Origin of the sequence: Alcanivorax sp. DSM 26293 (assembly GCF_900107995.1) — a bacterium.
Taxonomy (GTDB): domain Bacteria; phylum Pseudomonadota; class Gammaproteobacteria; order Pseudomonadales; family Alcanivoracaceae; genus Alcanivorax.
In genome coordinates this window covers 159739-171253 of the sequence record NZ_FNUM01000004.1, presented here as the reverse complement: position 1 = coordinate 171253, position 11515 = coordinate 159739, and the positions used below count along the sequence as shown (strand labels likewise).

Annotated in this window: 12 protein-coding genes; 4 read left to right on the top strand and 8 right to left on the bottom strand. The window is 59.3% G+C overall.

Annotated elements, in window-relative coordinates:
- Positions 1-151: 151 nt before the first annotated feature.
- Positions 152-1345 (bottom strand): acyl-CoA desaturase, encoded by a 1194-nt coding sequence (locus C4S63_RS09270; protein WP_062814891.1) that lies wholly within the window; start codon positions 1343-1345, stop codon positions 152-154.
- 172 nt (positions 1346-1517) lie between these two features.
- Complete coding sequence (locus C4S63_RS09265) at positions 1518-3497, bottom strand: hydantoinase/oxoprolinase family protein (RefSeq protein ID WP_103917413.1); 1980 nt, start codon at positions 3495-3497, stop codon at positions 1518-1520.
- Positions 3498-3633: 136 nt separating this feature from the next.
- Here C4S63_RS09265 and mutM point away from each other — a divergent pair, with 136 nt between their 5' ends.
- The 3 genes from mutM to C4S63_RS09250 all read left to right on the top strand — a co-directional run bounded on the left by mutM (position 3634) and on the right by C4S63_RS09250 (position 5545).
- Positions 3634-4443 (top strand): bifunctional DNA-formamidopyrimidine glycosylase/DNA-(apurinic or apyrimidinic site) lyase, encoded by an 810-nt coding sequence (gene mutM / locus C4S63_RS09260; RefSeq protein WP_103917412.1) that lies wholly within the window; start codon positions 3634-3636, stop codon positions 4441-4443.
- A gap of 168 nt (positions 4444-4611) precedes the next feature.
- Positions 4612-4980, top strand: a complete 369-nt coding sequence (locus tag C4S63_RS09255) for a hypothetical protein (RefSeq protein ID WP_062814888.1) — start codon at positions 4612-4614, stop codon at positions 4978-4980.
- Positions 4981-5008: 28 nt separating this feature from the next.
- Positions 5009-5545, top strand: coding sequence for a porin family protein (locus tag C4S63_RS09250; RefSeq protein ID WP_103917411.1), 537 nt, complete (start codon positions 5009-5011; stop codon positions 5543-5545).
- 90 nt (positions 5546-5635) lie between these two features.
- On the opposite strand, the gene C4S63_RS09245 is transcribed toward C4S63_RS09250, so the two are convergent.
- Both C4S63_RS09245 and hemW read right to left on the bottom strand, forming a co-directional pair.
- Positions 5636-6391, bottom strand: coding sequence for a TetR/AcrR family transcriptional regulator (locus C4S63_RS09245; RefSeq protein WP_231874130.1), 756 nt, complete (start codon positions 6389-6391; stop codon positions 5636-5638).
- A gap of 64 nt (positions 6392-6455) precedes the next feature.
- Complete coding sequence (gene hemW, locus C4S63_RS09240) at positions 6456-7607, bottom strand: radical SAM family heme chaperone HemW (RefSeq protein ID WP_103917410.1); 1152 nt, start codon at positions 7605-7607, stop codon at positions 6456-6458.
- A gap of 139 nt (positions 7608-7746) precedes the next feature.
- Between hemW and C4S63_RS09235 the strand changes: the two genes are divergently transcribed.
- Positions 7747-8196, top strand: coding sequence for a YaiI/YqxD family protein (locus C4S63_RS09235; protein ID WP_103917409.1), 450 nt, complete (start codon positions 7747-7749; stop codon positions 8194-8196).
- On the opposite strand, the gene C4S63_RS09230 is transcribed toward C4S63_RS09235, so the two are convergent.
- The 4 genes from C4S63_RS09230 to C4S63_RS09215 form a co-directional block, all read right to left on the bottom strand.
- Positions 8187-8726 carry a hypothetical protein gene (locus C4S63_RS09230; protein ID WP_103917408.1) on the bottom strand — a complete coding sequence of 180 codons (540 nt, stop codon included), beginning with the start codon at positions 8724-8726 and terminating at the stop codon, positions 8187-8189. The genes C4S63_RS09235 and C4S63_RS09230 overlap by 10 nt on opposite strands.
- Before the next feature lie 222 nt (positions 8727-8948).
- Entirely contained in the window at positions 8949-9536 is a 588-nt protein-coding gene (gene rdgB / locus C4S63_RS09225; protein WP_103917407.1) for an RdgB/HAM1 family non-canonical purine NTP pyrophosphatase, read from the bottom strand.
- A gap of 171 nt (positions 9537-9707) precedes the next feature.
- Positions 9708-10298 carry a methionine biosynthesis protein MetW gene (gene metW / locus C4S63_RS09220; RefSeq protein WP_103917406.1) on the bottom strand — a complete coding sequence of 197 codons (591 nt, stop codon included), beginning with the start codon at positions 10296-10298 and terminating at the stop codon, positions 9708-9710.
- Positions 10291-11493: a homoserine O-acetyltransferase gene (locus C4S63_RS09215; protein WP_103917405.1), complete on the bottom strand. Its 1203-nt coding sequence runs from the start codon at positions 11491-11493 to the stop codon at positions 10291-10293. Before C4S63_RS09215 ends, metW begins: the two co-directional genes overlap by 8 nt.
- Positions 11494-11515: the final 22 nt, after the last annotated feature.

Genomic DNA, 11515 nt, shown 5'->3' with positions numbered 1-11515 from the left:
CCATGATGTTCAGGCTCGTGTGTATTCGCGATACATCGTTTCGGTTGTGACTTTGCCCGCAGGATATTGAGTCTTGCATGCTTTACCGGGAACCACAAAAAAGGCCGCATTGTGCGGCCTTTTTTGTGGTTCCCGGGAATGGAAGGAAGTATCAGTGCGATACCGCGGCCGGCCGATAGCGGGTCAGCTGATCGGCAAACTCCTGCAGGGCAGCAATGCCGGATTCGCGGGCATCGTGATACCACTGCTCCAGGGCTTCCACCATTTCTGAAGAGTTGCGGCTGGTCTGGGACCAGATGTCCTGCAGGCGCAGGCGGAACTGGTAGATGGCATCCAGGGTTTCATTGCTTTCCGTCAGGGTCTGCAAACGTTTTTTCTGGCCCGGCTTGATCAGGCTGATGTCGCGGTGGAACAGGGCGTGGGCGCGGGCATACAGGTCGCGGGTGGCGTCGCAGGCGCGGGCTTGCTCCTGCTTGAAGACCGGCACGATAACCGTCCTGCGGTAGTTGGCCATCACCTGGAAACGGTGCTGCATGATGCCGCGCAGGGCATCCAGGTCCACTTTGCTGGCGCTTTTCTCGAAAGCGGGTTTGGGGGCGACTTTTTTCACCTTGGCCAGGCCCACCATTTCAAACAGGCGTATCCAGGCCCAGCCCATATCAAACTCGAAACGGCGCACTGACAGTTTGGCAGAGTTGGGGTAGGTGTGATGGTTGTTATGCAGTTCTTCGCCACCGATGAGAATGCCCCAGGGAGAAATATTGCGAGATGCATCCGGGCATTCGAAGTTGCGGTAACCCCAGTAATGGCCGATGCCGTTGATAACCCCGGCGGCGAAAACGGGGATCCACATCATCTGGATGGCCCATACGGTGATGCCGGCGGCACCGAACAGTAGCAGATCGATGACGGCCATCAGTGTGACGCCGCCCATGGGAAAGCGGGAATACACGTTGCGCTCAATCCAGTCGTTCGGACAACCCGCCCCGTATTTGTTCAGGGTTTCCTGATTTTCGGCTTCCTCACGATACAGTTCGGCACCTTCGCGCAGCACTTTCTGGATGCCTTTGACCTGCGGGCTGTGCGGGTCGTCTTCGGTTTCGCATTTGGCGTGATGTTTGCGGTGGATGGCGGTCCACTCAAGGGTGTTCTGGCCGGTGGTCAGCCACAGCCAGAAACGGAAAAAGTGCTTCAGCACTGGATGCAGGTCCAGCGCACGGTGGGCGGAATAGCGGTGCAGGTAAACGGTGACGCCAACAATGGTGATGTGGGTCATGACCAGGGTGATCAGGATCAGGGCACCCAGGCTGGGGGCCAGCAGGCCGTTGCTCAGATAATTCAGCATGAAAATCGCACAAGGTAAAAACGGAGATCCTATTGTGCCCAGTCCGGGTGACAGGCAGAAGACGCCGAATAGGTCAAATTCGGACTTTCGGGCCAAGGGTTGGCCAGGGGCGGATGAACGGTAACAACGACAGGGCTGAAGCCGGGTCGGGTGCCGAATCCGCCTGGCCTCTTCAGGTCCCCGGGCGGGTCAGCAAGAGGTGCCCTTGTGCATCCACGGATGCCTGCCATTGCGGAGCCAGCCAGGTTGTTCCTACGGCTTCAGCGATCAGCGCCGGCCCCTGTATGGTCTGGCCGGGGCCCAAAGTGTCGCGGTGATAAATCGCCACTTGCTGATCCACGCCGGGTAGCCGGGTATGCCGGATTGCCTCGCCAGTGCGGGAAGGCAGTGGTGGCTGGGCGGGCGGGGTGCGTATGGCCTGGCTTTGTACCCGAATATTCACCTGCTGCACCGGCAATGCCAGACGGTGACCGAAGCGCACCTCATGGGCGTCGTGAAACAGCGCTTCCCGTTCTGCGACAGTGGGCTGCCAGGGAACCTGTAACACCGACGATTGGCCCTGATAGCACATATCCACAAAAACGTGATGCTGGATCTGCTCGGCACCAACGCCCTCGCGGATCAATTCCGCACTGCCCTGGCGTTGCAGGGTGGCAATGCGTTCCCTCAAGGCGGTATCGTCGGCGCCATCTGGCAACGCCTGGAGCTGTTCGCGCTTGCGAGGGGCGTACACCAGTCCTTCAGCGGACAGCACGCCGGCCCGGCGGGGAACAAGTGCGCTGCGCATGCCCAGATTGTCCGCCAGGGCGCAGACATGCAGGCCGCCAGCGCCGCCAAAACTGAGCAGGGCAAAATTTGCCGGGTCAAAACCTTTCTGGATGGAAATCACCCGGAGTGCCTGGGTCATGTGCTCATTGGCCAGTGCCAGCACCCCTTCGGCGGTCTCTTCCACACCCAGGCCCAGCTGTGACGCCAGTGTTTTCATGGCATGGCGGGCGGCAGCGGTATCCAGTGTCAGAGAGCCACCCAGAGCGAAGTCCGGCTGCAGCCTGCCGAGCACCACATTGGCGTCAGTGATCGTGACTTGATTGCCGCCTCGGCCATAGCAGGCGGGGCCCGGATCGGCACCGGCGGAGTGGGGGCCCACATGCAGCAGGCCGGCATCATCCACATAGGCCAGTGAACCGCCACCGGCGCCAATGGTATGCATGTCCACCATGGGGACCGCCACCGGATAGGGGCCAATATGGCCCTGCTGGGTAAGACGCAGGTCGCCGTCCAGGAGGGCCACGTCGGTGGACGTGCCGCCCATGTCGAACGTCATCAATCGGGGCTGCCGGAGTTGCTCCCCCAGGCGCCTGGCGGCGGCGAGACCGCCGGCAGGGCCGGAAAGCAGCAGATTGACCGCCAGCCCGGCGGCCTGGTCGGAAGCAATGGTGCCGCCATGGGATTGCATGATGGCCAGAGGCGCGGGGTCTGTGGCCTGCTGAAGTCGCTGCAGATAATCTGCCACCTTGGGGGCCAGCCAGGCGTTCAGCCAGGTAGCCATGCCGCGCTCGTACTCTCCCCGAGTCGGCAGAATGGCATGGGACGCACTGACCGGCAGTCCGGCTACCTCCAGGGCCTGGCGGATGCGTTGCTCGTGGGCGGGGTTGAGATAGGAGAACAGCAGGCACAGAGCCACGGATTGGGGCTGATGAGCGAGCACCTTTTCTACCAGTTGCGTCAGGTCCGCGTCACTGAGCGGTATGACTTCCTTGCCCCGGGCGTCGAGCCGGGCAGGGCTGCCTTCAACCTTCACTGTGTCCAGCATCGAGGGCGGTGGCGTCGGTGTCAGGTTATAGAGCTCGGCTCGGTTCTGACGGCCAATGCGCAGAATGTCTTCCAGCCCCTGATTGGTGATCAGTACTGTGCGTGCGCCTTTGCCTTCCAGTGCCGCATTGGTGGCCACGGTGGTGCCGTGAAGGATGGCCAGCTGGCCCGCGGCCATGGCGTCCTTGAGTCCAAGCTCGGCGATACCTTGCAGGATGGCCTGCTCGGGAGCCGAGGGGGTGGACAGCACCTTGTGGATACGCGGCTCGCCGTCGCCGAGCAGCACAAAGTCGGTAAAGGTGCCGCCGGTGTCGACACCGAGCCAGTAGGAAACGGACATAGCAGTTAATAGTGAACAGTGAAAAGTTAACAGCGACAAACAGGGCGCATCTGTTGGCCCCGGTGGTGCTACCATACCCGAAGCGGGTGAATTTTAACTATTCACTGTTAACTATTAACTATTCACTGCTTTCTTCATGCCCGAATTACCAGAAGTGGAAACCACTCTCAGGGGCATTCGCCCCCACCTGGAAGGCCGCATCCTGAGCGCCGTTACGGTTCGTGAATCCCGGTTGCGCTGGCCTGTCAGTGAGGCGCTCTATGGGCTGAAGGATTGTCCGGTGATCGCCTTGCGTCGTCGCGCCAAGTACCTGCTGATTGAGCTGGAGGCCGGACAGTTGATGATCCATCTGGGCATGTCCGGCACCTTGCGAGTGGTGGACGCGGCATTGCCATTGCGCAAGCATGACCATGTGGATCTGCTGCTGGACAGCGGCAAGGTGCTGCGTTTCAACGACCCCCGTCGTTTTGGCAGTGTGTTGTATCAGCCGGGCGCTGAGCCCCATGCATTGCTGGCGGCCCTGGGGCCGGAGCCGCTGGGTGAGGATTTCCATGGTGACTGGCTGTTCCGTCGCTCCCGGGGGCGAAAAGTGGCTGTGAAAAGCTTCATTATGGACAACGCCACGGTGGTCGGGGTGGGCAATATTTACGCGCAGGAAAGCCTGTTTCTCGCTGGCATTCATCCGTCCCGGCCAGCAGGGCGTATTTCACGTGAGCGTTATCAGCGTCTGGCGGATGCCATCAAGGCTGTCCTGGCTCGGGCCATTGAGGCCGGTGGCACCACCCTGAAAGACTTTACCCGCGCCGATGGCCAGCCCGGCTATTTTGCCCAGTCACTCCATGTCTATGGTCGGGCGGGCCAGCCTTGCTTGCAGTGCGGGACCCTGCTCAAGGCCGATCGTCACGGTCAGCGGAGCACCAGCTACTGTCCGCAATGTCAGCGCTAGGGAAAAGCGCATGGCCTGGGCCTGGCCGTTGGTCATGAATTGACCATCCAGGCTATTGCTGGGCTACGAACAAAGGTGTAGATTGTGATGCAATTGTCGGAATATTAACGACTTAGCTGAAACAATGTCAGCGATACTTTAACTATAAAAATACAAGAGGGATTCACCATGAAGCGAGCAAAGCGCCCGGTAGTGGCATCTGTTCTCGCCTCCACCCTGGTGCTGGGTGCAATGACGCCGCTTGCTACCCATGCCCGATCCATGGGGGACGTGGATAATCGCCCAGGCGAGGTGGCCATGATCGGGGATGCCCTGATTGCGCGCCCGATAATGGCGGCATCTACGGCAGTGGGCTTTGTGCTCTACACTGTGACGTTGCCAGTCAGCCTGTTGGGGGGGAATGAGGATGAAGCCGCAGAGAAGCTGGTGAAAGCGCCAGCCCGAAGTACTTTTCTGCGTTGCCTCGGTTGCACACCGGCCCAGCACGATCAGCTTATGGCTGAGAAAAAAACCAAAGAAGCTCAAGAGAACAAGTAAGCCGGTAGGCTGATTAAAAGGAGTTAATATGAGAAAACTTTGTGCCTCACTGGTGTTGTGCGGTATCGGCGTGGTATCTGCCAACGCCAATGCCGAAGGGTATATTGCTCTGGGTTATGCGCAACTGGATCACAGTGATCGTTCCTTTACCGATGGTGAATTCGATACGGGTAATCTTGTCGCCCGTCTGGGTGCGGACATTTCTCCCTATTTTGGTGCCGAGTTGAGACTGGGTACGACCGTCGTCAAGCATGAAGAGACTTTTCGTGGCGCGGACGTGGAGTACAAGCAGGACTATTTTTACGGCGCATACCTGCGCGTGAAATGGGATAACACGACTTCACTGACGCCTTATGCCGCCTTGGGCGTGGCGGGTGGCCGGGAGCGTCTGGACAGCAACGTTATCTCCGGGCGCGATAACTGGAATGATGTTTCCTATGCCGCCGGTGTGGATATGGATCTGACAGACCGCATCGGCATCAACGCGGAATATACGCAATATCGTGATGACGAATACGATATCAGTATTGACGGGCCTTCCGTTTCGGCAGTGTGGAAATTCTAGCCTGCGGCATCTCCTTGTGAGCATCCTGCATAAAAAAACCCGCTTTCGCGGGTTTTTTTATGCATTCATTAAGTGGCAGAGAGCGGTCGGTTAGCCCAAAGATAGGCAGTGATTTTTGTCGCTGCAAAGATCGCTGAAAAGCGTGCCACAGAGGTCGTCGACTTTTTGGTCGAGCGCACCATCATCAAAGGGGTCATCTGCCAGCGGTTGCCACTGCATGGCATTGAGCTGCAGCTGGATATTGCGCAGCAGCATCCGGTAGGGATCTTTCAGGTCATACATATCCAGAATGCCTTCCGCATGGATCAGGGTGTGCATGCCCATGCTCATGGACCACTGGCCGATGCTGAAAGCCAGTGGCGCCAGGCCATGGGCTTCCAGTTCACCGTCCTTGATCGCGTCCTTGACCACCTGTTCCACCATGCGGCCGATGGGTTGGGTTGCTTCCAGTAGTTGTTCCCGGCGACTGGCGGACGCTGCCTGCCAGACCACTTCGGTCATGACATATTGTTCCAGCCGGAAGTGTTCCGGGTAATGCTGGGCAAACAGGGCATAGGCCACGGCAAAGGCCAGCATCTTGTCACGGGTGCTCAGGTCGGAGTCGGCGACGCGCTGGAAGTAATCCCGGCGGGTGGTGGTCAGTTCCGTGCAGACGGCGATCAGCAGATCTTCTTTAGAGGCGAAATGATGATAAAGGGTGCCGGTGGCAAAATTGCAGCTGCGGGCAATGGCCGCCATTTGAATGCCGAGCAGGCCTTCATTGCACAGTTGCTGGCGAGTGGCTTCGATAAACAGTTGTTCGCGTTCTGCCAGCGCCTGTTCGCGCCCGCTCCGTGTCTTCATCATAGTCGGTATCTATCGTGATGCATGGAAACAATGTTGAATAGCATTGCAGGGTGGTTCAAGCGCTTTACGACAGCGCCTCGGCCAGCCTTGCCAATACCCCGTTCAGGTGGTGCATGCCCTTTTCGGTGCAATGCACTCGCTGATCGGTGATCTCCAGCAAGCCCTGTTGCCGGAGTTCCCCCAGATAATGAGTCCATTGTGCCGCAGGAAGCCCCGTGTTGTCCTCTACAGTCTGTAACCGGACTCCTTCCACCAGTCGCAGCCCGTTCATCAGGGCTTCGAATAGCCGGTCTTCCCTGGCCACGGGGTGATACTGGCGACGGGCCTGCTGCGCATCAGCCAGGTAATCTTCTGGCTTGCGGGTTTTCTGATAGCGGTGAATGGTGCCGTGGCGGGTGTCGGTGATCTTGCCGTGGGCGCCGGCCCCGATGCCCAGATAGTCGCCGAACTGCCAGTAATTCAGATTATGGCGGCAGGCGTGACCGTCCCTGGCAAAGGCGGAGACTTCATAGCGTTGGTAGCCCTGGCTGGCGAGCAGCGCAAAGCCTTCCTGTTCAGTATCGGCCATATGGTCCGGACTTGGCTGATCCGGTGGGGAACGGAAGAAGACCGTGTTGGGCTCGATGGTCAGCTCATACCAGCTCAGGTGAGTCGGTTGCAGCGCCATGGCCTGTTGCAGATCGTCCAGCGCCTGTGCCCGGGTCTGACCGGGTAGTGCATGCATGATATCCAGGTTGAAGGTGGTGAAGCCGGCCTCCCTGGCCTGGTGGGCGGCCTGGATTGCGGCACTGGCGTCATGGATCCGCCCCAGGGCCTGTAGATGGGTGTTATTGAAACTTTGCACCCCGATCGACAGCCGGTTGATGCCGGCTTCGCGAAAGCCGGCGAATCGGCCGGCTTCCACGGTGCCGGGGTTCGCCTCCAGGGTGATTTCAGCCTGTTCACTCAACACCAGCCGTTGCCGGATACCCTGAAACAGCTGCCGATAAAAATCGCCGGACAGCAGGCTTGGCGTGCCACCGCCAATAAAGACGGTTTTCACTGTCCGATCCCCGATCAGCGGCAGGTCCTGGTCCAGGTCCGCCAACAATGCCCGCAGATAAGCCGCTTCCGGCAATTCGCCCCGCTCATGGGAATTAAAGTCGCAATATGGGCACTTGCGTACACACCAGGGCGTGTGGATGTAGAGGGAGAGCGGCGGGTTCTTGAGGGGCATGAGGACAGTGAGCAGTTAAAAGTGAACAGTGAACAGCTAAAATTCACTGGGTTCGGGTATGGTAGCAAACTGCTGGGGTGGAGGTGTGTGTCTTTTGACCTTCGCTGTTAACTATTCACTATTAACTGTTCACTGATTTATGCATATCTGGGTAGATGCGGACGCCTGTCCGCGGCCGGTGAAAGAGGTGTTGTTTCCGGCGGCGCAGCGGGTGCAGATTCCCTGCACCCTGGTGGCCAATCAGCCGGTGGCAGTGCCTCGCTCTCCGTTGATCCGCGCCATTCAGGTGGGGCAGGGATTTGATGTGGCGGATAACGAGATTGTTCGCCGTTGTCAGCCGGGGGATCTGGTGGTCACCCAGGATATTCCGCTGGCGGCGGAAGTCGTGGCCAAGGGGGCGGAGGCAGTGACGCCCCACGGGCACTGGCTGGACAAGGATACCGTGCGCGAGCGTCTCAACATGCGCGATTTCATGGAGGAGATGCGTTCAGCCGGTATGCAGACCGGTGGGCCCAACAGCTACTCCAACCAGGACAAGGGGCGTTTTGCCAATGCCCTGGATCGCTGGCTGGCCCGTATTCAGAAGTAGCTTGTCAGGCCGGCCTGGCCCCAGCTCAGGTCGTCGCCACCGTCCCGGCGCACGTCTTCTCCGGCCCAGCTATGTTGCCAGCCCGCGTGCAGGTCCAGAGCCGGCAGTACCTTCCAGCGTAGTTGTACCCCCGCTTCCCGGTGGTTGGGGCCGTTATAGCCTTCACTGGCATAGCCATCATCATAGGTCTGGGTGAGATACAGCTTGCCTGTCCATCCCGGGGCCAGTTCGCGTTGACTGTGCACGGTCAGGGCGTAGAAAGCTCCGGACGCCTGTTTGCTCCAGGTGCCATCCAGTGACAGGGATAACCAGGGCTGGATCGGTGCAGAAAACCCGGCACCGGTTTCCACGTCGTCCGGCCCCTGTGGATGGAACTGCAGGTAGGTGACGTTGAGATAGGGGCTCCAGCGCTCCACGTATGGCGCGTATTCAACAAAGAGATTGTTTTCCCGGTAATCACTGCCGTTGGCCCAGCCTTGCCATACCCCGGCGGTAACGTCCCGGAGGGTCAGATCAACCCCGGCGGTCACCAGAGGATTGCTGTCCAGGTTGTCCCGGCCTTCGGTGACATAGCGGCTTTGTCATTGTGAATGGAAGGTGCCTTCCAGGCCGCTGCCCTGGGCCAGCGAGGTAGCCAGAGCCAGAATGCTGGCAGCGACAGGCTGCTGTTTTGTCATAGTGGCATCCCTGCAACAAGTGAAAACCATACTAGCAGTCAAGCGCGATATACGGGTGAAGGGGTCTATCGACGCTTACTGCAGGGCCTGGATCAATTGGGCCATGGCCTTGCCCCGATGGCTGAGTGCGTTTTTCTCTTCCGCCGGTAACTGGGCGGCGGTGCAGTTCTTTTCCCTTACAAAAAAGTGAGGGTCGTAACCAAACCCCTGGTCGCCCGCCGGTTCCAGGACAATTTCCCCATTCCAGATGCCCTGACAGATCAATGGCGTGGCATCGTCCTCGTGGCGCATCAGCACGATCACCGCCACATAACGGGCGTCACGGGAGACGTCCGGCGCATCCGCCAGCATTTCCACCAGCAGGGCATTGTTCTTGGCGTCGGTGGCGCCAACCCCGGAAAACCGGGCTGAATACACCCCGGGGGCACCATTGAGCGCTTCCACTTCAATCCCCGAGTCATCGGCGATAGCGGGCAGGCCGGTGTATTTGCTGGCATTGCGGGCCTTGATGATGGCGTTTTCCACAAAGGTGGTGCCGGTTTCCTCCGCTTCCGGAACGGAAAATTCACTCTGGGCCACCACCTGGATATCCAGTGGCTCAAGCAGGCGCTGCATTTCGGCGAGTTTTTTGGCGTTGCCGGAGGCGAGAACGATTTTTTCCATGAAAAACTCCTGACGTCGTTAGCGGCGAGGTTCAAGCTGCAGGCTACAACGCGAATCCGGGTTTCGTCTGTTTTGTCATACAGGAGCCGCGCCGAGAATGTGGGCGCGGCTCCGGGGTTTAACCAAAAAAGAACCTACAATCGCGTTGCAGCTTGAGGCTTGCTGCTGCTTTTAAACCGTAACCCGATAAATCGCAATTTCCCCGAACAGATTGGGCCAGAGACGTGCCAGTAAACCGCTGCGATGGTGGCGGTTGATCACCTGGCGTTCCAGGATGCGGATGTTGCTTTTTCGGCAATGGGTTTCGAAATCCTGCACGGTGCACAGGTGGATATTGGGGGTGTTGTACCACTCGTAGGGCAGTGCGGAAGACACTGGCATGCGCCCCTTCAGGCCCAGGTAGGCGCGGACCCGCCAGTGACCGAAGTTGGGGAAGGTAATGATCGCCTCGCGACCCACGCGCAGCATTTCGTTGAGGACCTGATCCGGGCGCAGTACTGCCTGCAGAGCCTGGGTCATTACCACGTAATCGAAGCGGTGATTCTGGAAGTTGCCCAGCCCTTCGTCCAGATCCTGCTCCAGCACGTTGACGCCTTTTTCGAAGCAGGCCGCCAGGTTGTCCTGGTTGATCTCCAGACCATAACCACGGATCTTTTTGTGCTGTTTTAGATGGGCCAGCAGGGTGCCGTCGCCGCAGCCCAGGTCCAGCAGGCTGGCGTCCGCGGGGATCCAGTCGCTGATCAGGTGCAGGTCATCACGCATGGTTGCCTGCCTCCACAGGGTTTACGCCATTTTCCACCTCGTTGGCGACCCTGTGCATGTAGGCGCCGAACAGCTTGGTGTATTCAGGGATGTCCAGCAGGAAAGCGTCATGCCCCTTGGGGGTGTCGATTTCCGCATAGCTCACATCGCGGCCGGCGTGGACCAGGCCGTTGACGATTTCCCGGCTGCGCTCCGGCGCAAAACGCCAATCGGACGTGAACGACATGACCAGAAACTTGCACTCCGGTTTTGCCAGGGCGGTTTCCAGGGAATTATCGAATTCCCGGGCCGGGTCGAAATAATCCAGCGCCTTGGTCATCAGCAGGTAGGTGTTGGCGTCGAAGTTGCGCGAGAACACTTCCCCCTGGTGGCGCAGATAGGATTCCACCTGGAATTCCACGTCGAAGCCGAAATGAAAGCGACCGGCACGCAGGTCGCGGCCGAATTTCATGCGCATGGCGTCGTCGCTCAGGTAGGTGATATGACCCACCATACGCGCCAGGATCAGCCCCTGCCGGGGATAGGTATCGTGGAGGTAATAGCGACCGCCATGGAAGTTGGGGTCAGTGAGAATTGACTGGCGCGCGACTTCGTTGAAGGCAATGTTCTGGGCGGACAGTTTCGGGGCCGCCGCAATGACTACCGCATGGCTGAGCCGATCCGGATAGTCGATGGACCACTGCAGCGCCTGCATGCCGCCCATGCTGCCGCCGATCACCGCGGCCCAGCGGGAGATGCCCAGCACATCCGCCAGCCTGGCCTGGCTGTTGACCCAGTCCTTTACCGTCATCATGGGAAAATCCGGGCCCCAGGGCTGGCCGGTGTCCGGGTTGATGGAAGCCGGCCCGGTGGAGCCGTGACAGCCACCCAGATTGTTCAGGCTCACCACGAAAAAGCGGTTGGTATCGATGACCTTGCCCGGGCCGATGCAGGTATCCCACCAGCCGGGGCGTTTGTCATCCGTGCTGTGATATCCGGCGGCATGGTGATGGCCGGACAGGGCATGACAGATCAGCACCGCATTGGAGGCGTCGTCGTTGAGGGTACCGTAGGTCTCGTAGACCAGCTCATAGGACGAAAGAGTACGACCGCACTCCAGTTCGAGAGCCGTATCAAAGGACAGCGTTCTGGGCTCGACCAGACCGACGGAGTCTTCGGCAGCCCATGGAGCATCTTGGGGGATCGGTTGCGGCATGATGACTCGCTTGCTAAGGATG